Consider the following 16,196-nt stretch of genomic DNA (forward strand, 5'->3'; position numbering starts at 1 on the left):
TTTGCCCTTTGTTATTTGAATTAGCTAAACATAACGTAACTCAGCAAATCAGCTCTTCAAATGTCGAACCACGCAATGGCCGTTCCCATCATAGGCGACAAAATTCAAGCACTGCGCCAAATATTAGTGGTTTTTTTATCATGCTGTTGTAGGTAACATCTGCAACGAAAACCGCATAACTCTATAACATTAGCGAACGGTGATTTGTATGTTTAAAAGCAATAAGAAGAAATCAGACATAACTTATATAGCCAAAGGTACCAGCATTACTGGCACAATGTATTTTGACGGCGACACCTTAGTCGGTGGCTCACTGCAAGGTGAAATTCATGCGGACCGGACTGTAACTATTGAATCTGATGGCATCATTGACGGCCAGCTTAGATGTTTAGAACTCAAGGTTGCGGGTATTTTCCGTGGCAAAGTTTCCTGCGAAAAACTTATCATTACTGACAGCGGAAATGTTGAAGGTGAGGTCTCTAGCACGACCATGGAAATCTTTGAGGGTGGTCAGTTTATCGGTGTTCGCGTTAAAGAACAGGTGAGTTTGCTGGACGAAGTACCATCGCTACTGAAAAATACTAAACCAACTGCAAATTTGAGTTTAGAAACAGAGTGATAATATCAGGGTGAAATGAGTTAACAACATGTGACATACATCCCAAATTCGCCACAATTTTCCGTTTTACTTGCACCAAATCGGGATCATCACAGTTAAACGCCATAAGATTGTTTAGCATTAGGTGAGATAAATAACTTTTCTAACTTACCAGAAGCCACCACTTCTAGGCTAACAATAATTATGACAAGCAGACTCCTTAAGCAATTGTGTGAGTTAGATATTTTTACGCTAATGGTGTTTAAAAATATCTACGAAACAGGACACGCCAATATCACTGCGCGGGAACTTTCTGTCTCCGCGCCCAAAATCAGTCGTTGCTTGAGCGCCTTGCGTATGGCGTTCGACGATGAGTTATTTTATCGCCGTCAGCAAAAACTCAAGGCTACACCACTTGCGGAAACGCTCTATCAGCCCGTGTGCGATTTTATTCAATCGGTATACCAACTCGAGTTACAAGCAAAGACGTCTAGAGATTATCGTGCAGATGGCTGTATTCATATTGCGGTTGGATATGGATTAATGTCCGCACTGTCGCAAGTTTTAGGCCAAGCAGAAGTCAAAGCTCGTCTGGGTAAAGTGCGTCTTTACAAGTGGCAAGATGAATCAGCAGACTTAATCCATAGTGGGGAAATGGATTTAGGCATTACGCTGGAACAACCTGACAATCAGGAGCTCTCCACTACCTGCCTCGGAGAAGTCCAAGAACTGGGGTTAATCTGTCGTGAAGATCATCCTCTATGGCGCAATTATCCTGCGATTACCATCGAAGATATTGCACGGCATCCGTTCGTTTATCTGACTATCAGAGGTTTTAACGAACGCATTGATCCTTTAGAACTCTATTGCCAACAAGAGAACATCACGCTCAGCGAAATAGAATGCATTGATGACATTGAAGAGTGGTACGCCCATCTGCTGACCATGGATAGTGTTGCCTTTGCTCCCGCAACGGAGCTCTGCCATATTGAACAAGTTAGCGGTCTGCGTTGCGCAGTATTGTCACAGACGGAAGTGGATAAGCTACACCGTACTATATCCATGCCCGCATACAACTTTGTAGAAAAATCAGAGAATTATCGTCGCTATAACGATGGCCAGCGACAGTTGTTGATTGATATCGTCGCTCGCCTATTAGATTTTCGCAGCCAAGCAGATTTACGCCAATTCGGCACATAAATATGCAATCTGAATTCAAACTTAAGAAGGCTGAGTTCAGCCTTTTTTTGTCTCTATTTTCGTCTTTTGTCTCAATTACTCACCAATATTACGTTATACGAAATTACTAATTTCACTATTAGAAATTTCCATAATGCTTTATTAACCCATATTTCACAATTCGAGCACTTACTAAAGTAATACCCACAAAGAAATAGGTATATTTACTGTACTGCAAAAGCAGTCAATATAATTTCAACAAGGGACGCAATGATGAAAAATCATAATATGTCATTACTGGCGCTGATGCTGTCCGGTATGCTGGCAGTCACCGCTTGCGGTGATGGTAGCGACGGTGCAGACGGTGCTCCAGGCGCGCCAGGTGCTAATGGTGCAGACGGTGCAGACGGTCAAAATGGCCTGAATGCAGGTGACGTTGTATCTACCGTTTATAAAGCAGGTGACGTAACCTTCACTATCGACCCAGCAGAAAATACTCTGGCGGGTGGCGATGCTCTGGCACTGAAATTCTCTGTCACTTCTAAGAACCAAGCTGGCGAAGATAAGCCTTTGACTGGTTTGGATATGATTGCTGTTTACTCAATCACTGCGATGACCAACACCACTGATGATGGTCCAGCTGTGTTCTGGGAAAACAACGCAGAGACTGCTGCTGGTGCTCACTCAATGTACTGTACATTAGACGGCACTTACAGTTCTCGTGGTCAAACTGGTGAAGCATGTACTCTGGTAGAAGATCCTGCTAATCCAGGTACTTATACCGGTACTTGGACTTACACAGACACTACTGCTCCTATCATGAACGCTGCAGACGATCTGAACGCACCACACCGCGTAATGATCCGTGCATACAACGTTACTGACGCTGATGGTAACTCTGTTAGCGACAAAATCCTTGGCAGCTTAGACTACATCCCAGCAACTGGTGAAACCGGTGTTACTACCGGTAAAGACACTGTTGCCGATGCAGCTTGTAAGCAATGTCACGGCGAAAGCGCTACTTCTGGCAACATCGCTAACATCTCTGCTCACGGTAACTACCAAAGCGTAGAAAACTGCGTGTTCTGTCATAACCCTGCAACTCAACCTGATGAAGAACAAGCTGCAGAAGGCTATGTATTTGACTTGCCAGCAATGATCCACCGCATCCACGGTGGTGCTCACTTAGCTGAATTGGCACAATACGGCTTCATTCAAGCTGAAGAATGGTCAGAAATTGGCTACCCAGCGCCATTGAATGAATGTACTGTTTGTCACAGCGAAGAAGAAGGCAAAACCACTTGGAATGACGAGCCAACTCGCGCAGCGTGTACTGGTTGTCACACCAACATCAACTTTGCTACTGGCGCAGGCCACGCTTCATTTGCACTGGCTCAAGCTGATGATTCTCAATGTGCAAGCTGTCACAGCGCTGGTGGTTTAGCACCAATCAACGCTCACCGTGTAGGCGAACGCAAAGAACTGGCTAGCTTGGTTCAAATCGACTTCACTGGCGCAAGCGTAGCCGCTGGTACTTTGACTGTGACTGCTGATGTAACCGTTAACGGTGCATTGTCATCAGATCTGTCTGTACTGGGTGTTGCTGCAACGCTGATGGGTAACGTGAATGATGACGGTTCAGTTTCACGCTGGGGTTCTCGTCCAGCACTGACTGCTGGTACTTTCACTGAAACTGGTAAACTGGTGCTGACTCGCGCAGTAACTGCAGAAGAAGGTTCAGGTACTATCTATGTAGGTACAGAAGCGACCTTCTGTGTAGGCACTGATAACCAAGCTGCAACTTGTGACGAAACAGCAGATCTGGCTTACGGCAATCCTGTAGAAGTTGTACACGGCAGTTCAGTGTTCTCAACTGCTATCGGTGTTACTGCTGATACTAAGTTCTTTGACTTAGACACAGCTGCCGCTGATGACGAAGGTATGCCAGCTCGCTTCGCAGGTACTGACCAAATCACTGTGTCAGTAGCTAAGTGTGAAGCTTGCCACAACAACCTGGACGTAACTAAAGGCGCTGGTCATGGCGTGTACAAGTTCACTCAATGTATGGATTGTCACAACAATGACTACGCAGGTTCTTACCATCCAAACGCTGTGTTCAAGAATGCAGATGGCGTAGCAGAAAGCAAAGGTGTAACTCCATTTGCTAACCGCGACTTGGTAACTGTTGTTCACCGTTATCACTCAGGTAACTTCGATGTTATCGAAGGTGTTCACACCGATGCTGACGGTTCTGTTGTGGGCTTCCCTGGTGTTCAAGGCGACTGTACTGCATGTCACAATGGCACTCCATTGTTCGCAGCTGATGGTGGCTTGACCTCTGGCAAACGTTCTATTGCAGTGACTGGTGGTTACATCAGCCCTGTTGCAGAATCATGCCGCAGCTGTCACAACAGCGATTCAGCCTTGGCTCACTTCAAGTCAAACGGTGCAACTACTGCTGATGCTCCAGACAGCACTGCAGACTTGCCAGTTGAATCTTGCTCAACTTGTCACGGCGAAGGTAAAACCTACGGCTATGACAAAGTTCACGTAAAATTCTAATTAGCGCTAGGTAATTAGTTGTGATGCAAAAGGGCCTTTCGAGGCCCTTTTCTTTTGCTCTGGATTTACGTCATACCTCCCCTCATGTTTGACAACATCACTTAGTCAATCGCAACACCGTCGACCATTTGGAAGAAAAGAAGAACCTAGTAACTCACCCTCTCAAATACCAAATACAAGTAATCCATCGCTAAGTAATAGATAACAAGCGCTAACCCCGCCTCTAGCTGGTAAACGTAAGCAGCGATAAACCCGATGAGTCATTCACTTGAGAATAGAAACTGCGAGAGCCGCAAGACTGGTCACAAAGACAACAAAGGTAACCGTGTTGCGACCACGAACAAGTACTCGCAGCCCTAACACTGATAGTCGTGCAGAGACATCTTCAACGCATTTTATCGACTGCAAAAGTTAACTAACGATGTGAGCAACAGCTGGTAGATGGCCGATTGGGGGACATATTCTTTGAATTGGACTTGGCTCAATCAACAAAACGTTGGTCATTCCAGACACGACGTAATGACCGAAGGAATTCTTGTGGCGTTTCTTCAACAAACTCGGCCGGTAAATAGAGATGGTAGCCGAGGTGTTTATCGAGTGTTAAGCAACGTCGACCAAACATCGCCAACAAACCGCGATAGCGGTCATCATTAACCACCAATGGTGTGAACTCGGCGCTGAGGTAATGTTCTAGTGCATTCAAATCTTCGTCATTGGCAAGCGCTGTCATGACTAAGGAACGCTGCTCTGAAAGCAAACCAGAGGCCAAACGAGGTGAGATATTATCAAGGATAGGATTGATAGCGTGCAGCTTAACGCCAATAAAAGGCAATTCAATAAGCTCAATACCACGTTGCACTCTTGGAAAGTCGAGCCGCTGAATATTACGCCATTCGATAAACACGCTGCCGCGTCGATGAAAATAGCGTAAGCCTTCGGCTTCGAGAGTCATGACAACGGGTGGTTCATACTGCTTTGCAATACCAATCACCAACGCAATAGCGCCCACCACAAACAGCGTGAGCGCCACATAAAATAAGCTACTAACGCCGAGAAAGAGTGCGAACGCGATGATCAACGCGCTCGCCCCGACAACCGTTAACGTGACAGCATTACGCTTTGAGGTGGATTGGATCTCAATCGTTTGCACTTAACGCGCCTTAAACGCCGATAAGCATACGAATACGCAGCCACACAGTGCCCATATATTCGTGTAACGCTTTAGCCGATTTATCTAAGTTCTCAGTGGATAAACGCCACCAATGATCTTGACGACCTAGAAAATCGGTCGGCGCAGCAACAGGATCAAACCCTGCTCCTACGAAAATCTCCATAGCACGGGGCATGTGAGCAGCTGATGTCACCAAAAACAGCTTGCGGCCACCAACAGCGTCATCACCCATGTCACCATCTGTGGCACCAAAGGTTTGTCGCAATGCGAGGGCTTCTTCAATGGTATCTTTAGCATCATCCAAAGTCAGAATACGCGCGGCATCAGCGCCCATGTCTATGGCCGCTTGCTTCATTTCTTCCGCATGCGGGGTGCGATTACTGCCACCGCCAGTCCAGCCGCTAAGCACTAACAAACAGTCGCGGGAATCCGCCTTTTTGACCAAAGACACACCTTCGGTTAGACGTGCTAGCGCTGTTGTTGATAACTGATGACGAGCTTCACCTTTGATGCCATCGTCATGGCCAGAGCCCAACACCATCACGACGCAACTATGAGGTACCGGTTTATCAAATACGTGATATTGCTGCTCTAGTGGCCACAACAACCAATAGCTACCAAAGCTACTGGCAAGCAGACCAAGCCACGCAATCGAAAATACGATAAGTGTTTTTGCCAGCTTAGGACGACGGCGGAATTGCCACAGCGCCAGCAGCAGTAAAATAACGGCAAATGGCACTGGCATAAACAATTGGGAGAATACTTTTTTAATCCAAAACATCTCGCAAGTCGCACTCTTGTTGTAATGTATTTGCGGGGTTAGAGCCCAAAACAGTAAATCAGTTCAATGGCCACAACCAAGCGGCACCACGCACGCCGGAAGAACCACCGTGAAGATTCTTCACGACCGGGGTTTCACTTTCACGGCCGACCACATAACTTGCAATACGGGCAGGTAACGCTGGATAGATAGCGTCAACTGCAGACATACCGCCACCCAGCACAATGACGTCTGGATCCATAATGTTGATAATTTGCGCCAAGCTTCGTGCTAAACGATCAAGGTAACGTTCAAAGACGGCTTGAGCCCCCGCATGGCCTTCGGCGATCAGCGCAGTGATTTCTTGTCCGCTTTTTACTTGCGTCTCTGGGTGGTGTTCGTTGAAGTCACGCACGAACCCTGTGCCCGAAATGTAGTTTTCGATGCAGTCATAATTACCACAGAAACACTTAGTCGAGCGGAACTCGTCTGGCGTCATCCAAGGCAAAGGAGTATGCCCTACTTCGCCGGCAATACCATTCCCGCCAGTATGCACTTGGCCATTAACCGCAATCCCAGCACCACAGCCAGTGCCAATAATCACGCCAAGTACAAATCCTTTACCCGCCGCGGCACCATCAACGGCCTCCGAGACCGCAAAACAGTTTGCGTCATTGGCAACGCGCACTTCGCGGTCGAGTAACTCACCTAAATCTTTATCGAGTGGATGACCATGCAGCCATGTAGAATTGCCATTTTTGACGAGTCCAGTAAAAGGAGACACAACGCCAGGAATACCCACGCCTAAACTGCCCTTTTCCCCAAGTTCAGCTTCAGCCATCTTGACCAGTTTGGTGATGGTCGTCAGAGTGCCCGGATAATCATGAGCAGATGGTTCACGGTGACGATACAGCTCGGTTCCATCTTCTGCTAAAGCGACAATCTCTGTTTTGGTTCCACCTAAGTCAATTCCCAATCTAATCATGGAGTTTCCTCTATCCAACCTGGTCTATAGGCAATGAACCAGGGGTTTTCTAATTCAGGCTTAGTGTTATATCGCAGTGGGATTTGGCTGTCGTGTAGCAGTACACAACCTCCAGCTGCAGACAAAATTGCGTGAGCGGCAGCAGTGTCCCACTCGTGCGTGGCACCGAGACGCGGGTAGATATCGGCCTCGCCGCTCGCTAGGAGGCACATCTTCAACGAACTGCCCACTTCACGCAAGTGAAAATCTTTGAAATCGGCTAAAAACCCAGCAAGTCCGGGGGTTATATGGGAACGACTGCTCAGAATAAGTGGTTTACGGGGGAGGAAACTCGGAATTGGCGACTGGCGTAGCTGTTTAATAGTCGACGTTGACGGGATATTGTGGCCATTCTGATGTTCAAATTCCCAAGCTCCTAACTGCTGCATACCAAAGAAACAACGCCCAATTGCTGGCGCGTAAACAATGCCTGCGACCGCAATATTGTTCACCACCAGCGCGATATTAACGGTGAATTCGCCGTTATGCTTGATAAATTCCTTTGTGCCATCCAAAGGATCCAGTAACCAATACTGTTGCCATTGTTGTCGTGTTTGCCATGCAACGTCGGCGGATTCTTCGGACAAGATATCAATATCAGGAAAATGCTGTTCTAGTCCTGCCACGATACAATGATGACTGGCTAAATCAGCTTCAGTCACTGGCGTGTTGTCTTGTTTTGTCGCTACCTTTAATTGCTGACTATCGTAAAATGGCATTAGCGCATTGCCAGCAGCAATAGCAATCTGTACCACTGTTAACAGTTGTTCTTCTGTCAGCGGCATAGGTGAAAGCATCAGCCGATCTCCTGAAAAAATGCCAAATGTTCTCCAAGGGTTTGATGCCCCCGTTGCTGTAAAAATTTCAGCAGCTGCTGAGGACTATGATTAAGCAGCCTTTCACGAGGATATTCGGCTTCATCGATGATACTAAGTGATTGCTCAAAGCCTGCCAACGTAAAGGCAATATGAGAATCAGAGCCCATCACTAGCTGCGCATCAAATCGCTTCGCCAGTTTTGCAATACTGATGCAATTAGACTCGCTCCCTTTACGCGAATGCAGAAAAGATGAGTTGTTTATTTCCAAGGCGACGTTGTGCTCAGCCGCGGCTTTAACCACAGTCTCTTGGTCGATCGGATAACGAGGATTTCCAGGATGAGTAATGATGTCGACTCTGCCACTCCTGATACAGTTCACCATAGCCTCGGTATTGCTGTCGCAATCTGCGGGGGCTAATACTGGCTCATGTAATCCAGCCAAAACGATATCTAGCTGTTGTAGATAATCGCCAACGAAGTCTATGTCCCCTGCCGTATTTTTAATATTGGCTTCAATGCCACGCAAAATGCCGATACCGTCCACAACACGGGGAATAACTGTCATATTCACAAAGTGCCAAAAATGAGGGGCATCGGCCATTGCCGGTCCATGATCAGTCAGGGCAAATAACTTAACACCTTTGCTTTTAGCAACTGTAAGGTAATCATGAATCGTGCTGTAAGCGTGGGTGGAGGCAACCGTATGAGCGTGAATATCGACGGGAAACATAGTAGACGTTAGCAGTGGGCGAAAACATAGCTAGCAGCTTACGCTAACTTATCGTAAACCTCTAGAGACTCAATATACGGTGAAGGGAAACTAATAGTTATTAGCGCGTTAGCAGTATGTTAGGCATAGAAAACACTCTTAATTAATTTATTGTCTTAAAACCTCAAAATCTAAAAAAATAAATACTAAGCTGAGCTATTACCTGACTAAAGATAACGATAAAAACGCTATCATCATAACAATTGACTGATTTTTATCTAATTCCGTAGACAATGTTAAATTACACTTAATTTTACGTGTTCTAAGATTGCCATTTTGTCAAAGTGGTAGGATGACATTACATAAAAAAGCCAAACTACAATTATTAAGAGAAAATGGAATTGCTTAAGGCGGGAGTCTGTTACGGAGGAGTCTTTGAACTTGGCTTGATTAGGCTTTCGCTACGTAAACTTAGGATATTGTGATATTGGAGGTAGATACTATGACCTGCTTCAAGATAGCCGGTTTGGCATTAGCTTTATCATTTTCCAGCCTCGCCAACGCAAATACCTATCAGTTTGTCGGTACCGACAATACACCAGAAACCAAGTTTTGTGTAAGTGTTGGAAACAACGACATTGGTCAAATGAAGAGTAAACTATTGATGATGGGCAAAGGCCTTAGTGATGTAAGACGAAATATTAACACTATCAATTGTAATGACCTATCGGCAGCAAAATTTGCTTTTAAGTATCAAGCACATGATACGTTTAAATACCTAAATGAACGCAGTATGGGTAAAAATAGAGTAAGACCTACCGTCACGATTCGTGATATCGCAAAAGTCGACAAAGCGACTGATACCCCAATAGTGGTTTATGTTTCTAACCGGCTAAAGTAGTCCCCGACAAAGAAAGGAGCAATGCTCCTTTCTTTTTGATTGATAGAAATAGCCCTTAGACGATTAGTCGACTAATAGGCAAATTTTTGAAAATCACTTTTTCATAAATCTATTCAGATACCTGCCATGTTTTAATTGATTTCTATCAAATAGTGCTCGCCAACATCATTTCTGCGGTATATCACAAAAAATATTGATCGCGGCACACTTATTAAGTGCATTAAAAGTGATATACATCTAACAAGCGCATTTTTTGTTCCGTTACAATTCGTAATGTTCTCTTCCTAATCCAACTTTGACTAAAAATTATAATATCTTGGGTAAGTATGCATTATTTGTCATACCTATCCTCAATAAGACTTGAAAATTCACTATAAAAGGCTGTGAGTAACATCATGAACAATCTGACAATTTCCCGACAGATGGGCTTGGGTTTTGGAACGGTAATAGCACTATGCTTAATTATTGCCTTTACTGCTTGGTACAACATGCACACCATGGTTGATTCAAGCGAAAAAATGTCTGAAATCCAAGAAGTAAGCAAAATAATTCTGCAAACAAAATCTGCGAGAGAGAACTACCTACGTACAGTTGATGATGAATTCAAACAAGAGTTGGCTGAACATATCAACCACATAGGTCGGTTACTAAAAGCGGAGCAGGAAAAGTATTCTGCAGCGACTGAAGTTGCTTTAATTAAGCAAGCCATCTCGTCGTTGGACAAATATGAGACGACTTATCAGTCGATGACAGTTGAACTCGATAACAAAAATGCCGACATGAAATCTGCTGCCGCAATCACCGCATCCATCATTGGACGCTTGAACACTATAACTGAAGATTTCGAAGCAAGTGGTGCCACTGATACTAGTAGCCTTGAATCAATTTCAAATATCAAATCGGCTTGGATCCATATGATCGAAACCGACAAAATGGCGAGAGATTGGTTAAAAGCTGGGACAGCTGATCATACCACCAATAAACCCATTCAAGCTGCAATTGAAGAAGCATTAACGCATGTAGATAGTGCCACACTTCTCGCTGATACAGATAAGCAATCGCTCACAACACAGCTACATCAACTATCTGAGTTATTTAATAGATTGGTGAAAACAGATATCGCCATAGATGTACTTCTTGAAAATTACAATTCAATCGCCACCACCTTACGTCAAGATATAGCAGGATTGTATTCTCATCAGCACGATTCAACTGATGAAACACGCCTCTTTGCCTCTTGGCTGTTATTTATCGCTGCCGCAATGTCCATCATGATTGGTATTTTTGCATCCGTGAAAATAACGCGCAGAATTGCAGGACCATTACATGAATTAGCCAACATGGCGAAAGCCATTTCAGAAGGCGACCTCACCAAATCAATTAAAGTTGTGCGTAAAGATGAGATTGGTACCCTGCAATCTGCAATCTCGCATATGACAGTATCGCTAAAAGAACTCATCAGTAATGTCGCTTCAGGAATCTCAGAACTATCCGCTGCCGCCACTCAGTTATCAGCAGTAACGGAGCAAAATCAATCAGGTATGAATAAGCAGCACCAAGAAGTTGAACAAGTTGCTGCTGCAATGAATGAAATGGCCACAACGGTTCACGACGTTGCCCGTAATGCTGAGCAAGCAGCAGAAGCTACTACCAACGCACAAAATGTCACTGGCCAAGGGGATCACGCAATTCAAGAAACACAGCGTATCGTCGCAGAACTGACGGTGGAAGTAGATAAAACATCAGAAGCGATGGATGTTCTCGCTAAACAAACCGAAAACATTGGTTCGGTATTAGAGGTGATCAAAACAGTCGCCGATCAAACAAACCTGCTGGCCTTAAACGCCGCTATTGAAGCCGCGAGAGCGGGTGAAGCTGGACGCGGTTTTGCTGTGGTAGCAGATGAAGTCCGTAATCTCGCCAAACGAACCCAAGATTCGACCTCTGAAATCGAAGCTATGACTCAACGTCTCCATACCGAATCAGAGCGCGCCCTACAACGCATGGCAAGCAGTAAAGATATTGCATTTGCCACTGCGAATAACGCAACCAATGTCGGTGAGATGTTCAGTCGAATTGCGAAAGCCGTGAACGATGTGCAAATGATGAATCAACAAATTGCTACTGCAGCGGAAGAACAAAGTGTTGTAGCAGAGGAGATCAATCGACGCATAGTTCAAGTCAACGAAATATCGGACCAAACTGCCGAGTCTTCGTTTGAAGTCGCTTCGGCCTCCGAACGATTAGCAGCTCTCGGTTCGCAACTCAATGGTGCAATATCGGGGTTCAAGGTTAGGTAATCAAGGCCAATCATGCTAGGAGAACCATATTGTTCAAGGATGATATATTTGTGTTGAATACAAATTTTTAATCCTCACATTGCCGTTCAAATAGAACGCTATTTGAACGGCAATTCCTAAGCTAGCAAGCCAACTCCGATCAATGGAAGAAAAGGTATATTAATACCTTTTCTTTATAAAAAAACGGCAGCGAACTTATGAGTTCACTGCCGTTTTTATTGGCAAATTATTTACGCTACGCCACTCGTCTTTGCTTATTTACCGTAGTAACTTTTGTACCATTCGGCGAAGGCGTGCACACCTTCCTTGATACCAACTTTGGGTTTGTAACCCACAGCCTTAAATAAGTCTTCAGTGTCAGCCCAAGTAGCTTGAACATCACCATCTTGCATGTCCATCATGATCTTCTCGGCTTTCTTGCCTAGCGCATCTTCCAACTCAGCAATGAAATCCATCAATTTTACCGGACTACCGTTACCAATATTGAACACCCTAAACGGCGCCACGCTGGTCGCAGGAGTACCAGCTTCAACCGTCCAATCACTATTCGGCTCTGGAATATGGTCAGCGCAACGTAATACACCTTCCACAATATCGTCGATGTAGGTGAAATCGCGACTCATATTGCCGTGGTTAAATACTTTGATTGGCTTATCGGCAGTGATAGCGTTCGCAAACAACATCGGCGCCATATCAGGGCGTCCCCAAGGACCATAAACGGTAAAGAAGCGCAGGCCAGTTGTCGGCAATCCATAAAGGTGCGCATAGCTGTGTGCCATCACTTCATTAGCTTTTTTGGTCGCGGCGTAAAAAGACACAGGATGGTCAACGGAATCACCTGTGGCAAACGGCATCTTGCGATTTAAACCGTACACAGAGCTAGAAGAGGCATAAACCAAGTGCCCGACTTTATTGTGTCTGCATCCTTCTAACACGCAGAGTGTGCCAATAAGGTTGCTGTCAGCATAGGCAAATGGATTAGTAATCGAATAACGTACACCAGCTTGGGCACCTAAGTGGATCACACGCTCGAACTGCCCTTCCACAAATAACTGCGCCATGCCGTCACGGTCTGATAAATCGAGTTGTTTGAAACTAAACAGCGATTGTTCGGCTAATTTATTCAAACGATCTTGTTTCAGGCTTACGTCGTAGTAATCGTTCAGGTTATCAATACCTACGACTTGATGGCCCGCTTCACACAGACGCTCAGCGACCCGTGAGCCGATAAAACCCGCCGCTCCCGTTACTAAATACTTCATTTTTTCCTCACAAATAAAAACGCCGCATCAAGTAGACACGGCGTTTAAGCATCAGTCGCAGCACTGCATCTACTCAAATTTTTGAGCAAATGCTACCACAAAATATTAATCGTGACCGAAGATATCGCGGGTATAGACCTTATCTGCCACCTCTTCTAACTCAGCTTCCATACGATTTGAAAGGATAACGTCCGCTTGGGCCTTAAACTCATTCAAATCACGAATAACCTTGGAGTGGAAAAACTCATCATCTTTTAGCACTGGTTCATAGACGACGACTTCGATCCCCTTCGCTTTAATACGCTTCATCACCCCTTGGATCGCCGACGCGCGGAAGTTATCTGACCCACTCTTCATGATCAAACGATACACACCGACTTTTTTCGGCTGCTTAGCAATAATAGAGTCAGCGATAAAGTCTTTGCGAGTACGGTTAGCGTCAACAATCGCCGAGATCAAGTTATTAGGTACTTGATTGTAGTTAGCCAGCAACTGCTTAGTGTCCTTCGGCAAACAATAACCACCATAACCAAATGATGGGTTGTTATAGTGAGTGCCAATACGCGGATCTAGACACACGCCATCAATGATTTGCCGGGTATCCAATCCGTTCATTTCGGCATAGCTGTCCAGTTCGTTAAAGTAAGCCACACGCATAGCTAAGTAGGTGTTCGCAAACAACTTAATCGCTTCAGCTTCGGTACTTTCGGTAAATAGCACCGGGATATTCTCTTTCAGCGCACAATCCGCCAGCAAGCGAGCAAAGTCTTCGGCCCGCTGAGAGCGTTCGCCAACAATGATACGTGATGGATACAGGTTGTCATACAACGCCTTACCTTCACGTAAAAACTCTGGAGAGAAAATAATATTGTCAGAACCCACTTGTTTACGAAGCTCAGCCGTATAGCCGACAGGAACGGTAGACTTAATCACAATGCAAGCATTCGGATTGAGTTCTACCACCTTAGCCACTACGGTTTCTACAGTGCGAGTATTGAAATAATTGGTGGTGGGATCGTAATCAGTTGGCGTTGCGACAATCACAAAATCTGCATCTGCATAGGCATTGGCATCAGTAGTCGCTTCAAGATTCAGCGTTTTCGATGACAGGTATTCCTCAATCATCTCATCAGCAATAGGTGATATACGCTGATTAACCTGATCTACTTTTTCCTGAACAACATCTACAGCAACAACTTGATGATGCTGTGCCAGTAGCACAGCGTTTGACAGGCCAACATACCCTGTTCCAGCCACAACAATTTTCATGATAATCCCTAATTCACATAACAATAGGCACTTTTAATGGCGCCCATTCTAACCACAATTACTCCTGATAATAAGTTTTTATTGCCAAAATGAATTGAGGTAGATCACTTACAGGCAAGGCATTGATGCCCGCTGCCGCTTCTCGGCCGCCTCCGGTTTCAAACTTGCTGCAAATTTCGCCAGCACCGTGTCGATTCGATAATGGCGCACGCAGGGATACCATTAAACTGCCATCAGCGTTGTGAGAAAGGATCGCGATAGCGCGAGATGGATATGTGTTGGCCAAATCGTTTCCGAGCACACCACTCACCCGTTTTGCCCAAACCTCATTGGGTAACGTAAATACCAACAAAGTTTCATCAGCGTGGCTTGGCGTCAGAGAAGCAACGTTGCTCATATCTTGCTGGTAAGCAGCCTGTAACTGATAAAATGGTGAGCTTTCATCATCCCTCAACATAAAGGGCGACTCATATTGGACTAACGCCTGAAATAATGCCGCTGGTGCAATATGTAAGTCACTTATCTCAGCACCATAACCGTTGTAATTAACTAAAGTGCCCAGCTCTCTTAGAAATGCGCTATCGTCCGTCGATAGTCTCCGCGCTTCAACCAGCTCATCAGCCACGGCAATCATGTTATCGCCATAGGCGGCAGCAATCGCCCAATCGCGATAACGGCCGCTAAGCAAGTTGTCGACTATCAATGCCGTACAGGTATTCGCCGCGGTATCAATATGTGTCGTTAAATTGGGCGATTGCGGAATACTCCCGGTGCGGTGATGGTCGATGTAAGTGACCACTGCGCCGGAAGTTAAGATCCTTTCGAGTGCATCAATATTCTTTTCCATGGAAATATCGAGCACTAAGATCCCATCACCATCAACGGCATTCACTTGCTTAAGCAAGGCAATATCACGCTTAACACCTGTCACCAACTGCGCGGTTTTAGGTTCAGCTAAGCGCAGTTGTACCAGTGAAATTATGCCGTCAGCATCGCCGTTAAAAATGTCGTATTGCATGCCGCTACCACTCGTTAGATATAGTGATGTTGTTCAAGATACGCCACGATTTGCTCGGCGCATTCCACAATAGATTGGCTCGCGGTATCAACATGGATCTCCGGATTTACCGGCGCTTCGTACGCAGAATCAATGCCAGTGAAGTGTTTGATCTCACCCGCTCTCGCTTTCTTATACAGTCCTTTAGGATCACGCTGTTCACACAACGCTAGCGGTGTATCAATAAAGACTTCAACAAACTCGCCTTCCTGATGCAAAGCTCTAACTAACGCTCTATCTTGCTGAAATGGTGAAATAAAAGCGGTCAATACAATCAGCCCAGAATCGACAAACAGTTTACTGACTTCACCAATACGGCGAATATTCTCGATACGGTCATCATCACTGAAATTGAGATCTCTATTTAGCCCATGACGCACGTTATCACCATCAAGCAGATAACTGTGATAGCCCTTGGCAAACAACAATTGTTCGACAGCGTTAGCAATTGTCGACTTACCTGAACCACTTAAGCCGGTAAACCACAATACCGCTGAGCGGCTAATTCCTTTCTGCTTGACCCTATCGGTTTTCGACACTTGATGTTGGTGCCAAACCACATTGGATGATTTCTGCGATGTCATG

Annotated in this window: 14 protein-coding genes; 5 read left to right on the forward strand and 9 right to left on the reverse strand. The window is 45.3% G+C overall.

Annotated elements, in window-relative coordinates:
* Window positions 1-208 precede the first annotated feature (208 nt).
* The 3 genes from HR45_RS12285 to HR45_RS12295 all read left to right on the forward strand — a co-directional run bounded on the left by HR45_RS12285 (window position 209) and on the right by HR45_RS12295 (window position 4,339).
* Window positions 209-619 (forward strand): bactofilin family protein, encoded by a 411-nt coding sequence (locus HR45_RS12285; protein ID WP_037443342.1) that lies wholly within the window; start codon window positions 209-211, stop codon window positions 617-619.
* Between the two features lie 183 nt (window positions 620-802).
* Window positions 803-1,798 carry a LysR family transcriptional regulator gene (locus HR45_RS12290; protein ID WP_063355111.1) on the forward strand — a complete coding sequence of 332 codons (996 nt, stop codon included), beginning with the start codon at window positions 803-805 and terminating at the stop codon, window positions 1,796-1,798.
* A 252-nt stretch (window positions 1,799-2,050) separates the two neighbouring features.
* Window positions 2,051-4,339 carry an OmcA/MtrC family decaheme c-type cytochrome gene (locus HR45_RS12295; protein WP_052074709.1) on the forward strand — a complete coding sequence of 763 codons (2,289 nt, stop codon included), beginning with the start codon at window positions 2,051-2,053 and terminating at the stop codon, window positions 4,337-4,339.
* Window positions 4,340-4,820: 481 nt separating this feature from the next.
* Here the strand turns inward: HR45_RS12295 and HR45_RS12300 are convergent, their stop codons facing one another.
* The 5 genes from HR45_RS12300 to HR45_RS12320 are packed head-to-tail and all read right to left on the reverse strand — an operon-like array spanning window position 4,821 to window position 8,843.
* Window positions 4,821-5,489, reverse strand: a complete 669-nt coding sequence (locus tag HR45_RS12300; protein ID WP_037443346.1) for a DUF2982 domain-containing protein — start codon at window positions 5,487-5,489, stop codon at window positions 4,821-4,823.
* 10 nt (window positions 5,490-5,499) lie between these two features.
* On the reverse strand, window positions 5,500-6,291 hold the full coding sequence (locus HR45_RS12305) for a YdcF family protein (protein ID WP_037443347.1): 792 nt from the start codon (window positions 6,289-6,291) through the stop codon (window positions 5,500-5,502).
* A 58-nt stretch (window positions 6,292-6,349) separates the two neighbouring features.
* On the reverse strand, window positions 6,350-7,255 hold the full coding sequence (gene mak, locus HR45_RS12310) for a fructokinase (RefSeq protein ID WP_037443348.1): 906 nt from the start codon (window positions 7,253-7,255) through the stop codon (window positions 6,350-6,352).
* Window positions 7,252-8,091, reverse strand: coding sequence for a 3'(2'),5'-bisphosphate nucleotidase CysQ (gene cysQ / locus HR45_RS12315; RefSeq protein ID WP_037443349.1), 840 nt, complete (start codon window positions 8,089-8,091; stop codon window positions 7,252-7,254). The genes mak and cysQ overlap by 4 nt, the downstream gene beginning before the upstream one ends.
* Entirely contained in the window at window positions 8,091-8,843 is a 753-nt protein-coding gene (locus HR45_RS12320; protein ID WP_037443352.1) for a phosphatase, read from the reverse strand. Before HR45_RS12320 ends, cysQ begins: the two co-directional genes overlap by 1 nt.
* Before the next feature lie 481 nt (window positions 8,844-9,324).
* On the opposite strand from HR45_RS12320, the gene HR45_RS12325 reads away from it, so the two are divergent.
* On the forward strand, window positions 9,325-9,723 hold the full coding sequence (locus tag HR45_RS12325) for a DUF3718 domain-containing protein (protein ID WP_037443354.1): 399 nt from the start codon (window positions 9,325-9,327) through the stop codon (window positions 9,721-9,723).
* 395 nt (window positions 9,724-10,118) lie between these two features.
* On the forward strand, window positions 10,119-12,023 hold the full coding sequence (locus HR45_RS19075) for a HAMP domain-containing methyl-accepting chemotaxis protein (RefSeq protein ID WP_081933471.1): 1,905 nt from the start codon (window positions 10,119-10,121) through the stop codon (window positions 12,021-12,023).
* Window positions 12,024-12,277: 254 nt separating this feature from the next.
* Here HR45_RS19075 and HR45_RS12335 read toward each other — a convergent pair whose 3' ends face one another.
* From HR45_RS12335 to cysC, 4 genes are all read right to left on the reverse strand, one after another.
* Window positions 12,278-13,285 (reverse strand): NAD-dependent epimerase, encoded by a 1,008-nt coding sequence (locus HR45_RS12335; RefSeq protein ID WP_037443356.1) that lies wholly within the window; start codon window positions 13,283-13,285, stop codon window positions 12,278-12,280.
* 105 nt (window positions 13,286-13,390) lie between these two features.
* Window positions 13,391-14,554 (reverse strand): nucleotide sugar dehydrogenase, encoded by a 1,164-nt coding sequence (locus HR45_RS12340; protein WP_037443358.1) that lies wholly within the window; start codon window positions 14,552-14,554, stop codon window positions 13,391-13,393.
* Between the two features lie 58 nt (window positions 14,555-14,612).
* Window positions 14,613-15,572, reverse strand: coding sequence for a DHHA1 domain-containing protein (locus HR45_RS12345; protein WP_037443360.1), 960 nt, complete (start codon window positions 15,570-15,572; stop codon window positions 14,613-14,615).
* A gap of 14 nt (window positions 15,573-15,586) precedes the next feature.
* Window positions 15,587-16,195: an adenylyl-sulfate kinase gene (gene cysC, locus HR45_RS12350; protein WP_037443362.1), complete on the reverse strand. Its 609-nt coding sequence runs from the start codon at window positions 16,193-16,195 to the stop codon at window positions 15,587-15,589.
* Window position 16,196 lies beyond the last annotated feature (1 nt).

The organism is Shewanella mangrovi, from assembly GCF_000753795.1.
GTDB classification, from domain to species: Bacteria; Pseudomonadota; Gammaproteobacteria; order Enterobacterales; family Shewanellaceae; genus Shewanella; species Shewanella mangrovi.

What these genes read in the sequence shown, in the direction of transcription:
- HR45_RS12335 (WP_037443356.1), bottom strand. Translation starts at nt 13,285, where the DNA reads ATGAAGTATTTAGTAACGGGAGCGGCGGGTTTTATCGGCTCACGGGTC.
- HR45_RS12285 (WP_037443342.1), top strand. Translation starts at nt 209, where the DNA reads ATGTTTAAAAGCAATAAGAAGAAATCAGACATAACTTATATAGCCAAA.
- HR45_RS12345 (WP_037443360.1), bottom strand. Translation starts at nt 15,572, where the DNA reads ATGCAATACGACATTTTTAACGGCGATGCTGACGGCATAATTTCACTG.
- HR45_RS12325 (WP_037443354.1), top strand. Translation starts at nt 9,325, where the DNA reads ATGACCTGCTTCAAGATAGCCGGTTTGGCATTAGCTTTATCATTTTCC.
- cysC (WP_037443362.1), bottom strand. Translation starts at nt 16,195, where the DNA reads ATGACATCGCAGAAATCATCCAATGTGGTTTGGCACCAACATCAAGTG.
- cysQ (WP_037443349.1), bottom strand. Translation starts at nt 8,091, where the DNA reads ATGCTTTCACCTATGCCGCTGACAGAAGAACAACTGTTAACAGTGGTA.
- HR45_RS12340 (WP_037443358.1), bottom strand. Translation starts at nt 14,554, where the DNA reads ATGAAAATTGTTGTGGCTGGAACAGGGTATGTTGGCCTGTCAAACGCT.
- mak (WP_037443348.1), bottom strand. Translation starts at nt 7,255, where the DNA reads ATGATTAGATTGGGAATTGACTTAGGTGGAACCAAAACAGAGATTGTC.
- HR45_RS12305 (WP_037443347.1), bottom strand. Translation starts at nt 6,291, where the DNA reads ATGTTTTGGATTAAAAAAGTATTCTCCCAATTGTTTATGCCAGTGCCA.
- HR45_RS12295 (WP_052074709.1), top strand. Translation starts at nt 2,051, where the DNA reads ATGAAAAATCATAATATGTCATTACTGGCGCTGATGCTGTCCGGTATG.
- HR45_RS12320 (WP_037443352.1), bottom strand. Translation starts at nt 8,843, where the DNA reads ATGTTTCCCGTCGATATTCACGCTCATACGGTTGCCTCCACCCACGCT.
- HR45_RS12290 (WP_063355111.1), top strand. Translation starts at nt 803, where the DNA reads ATGACAAGCAGACTCCTTAAGCAATTGTGTGAGTTAGATATTTTTACG.
- HR45_RS19075 (WP_081933471.1), top strand. Translation starts at nt 10,119, where the DNA reads ATGAACAATCTGACAATTTCCCGACAGATGGGCTTGGGTTTTGGAACG.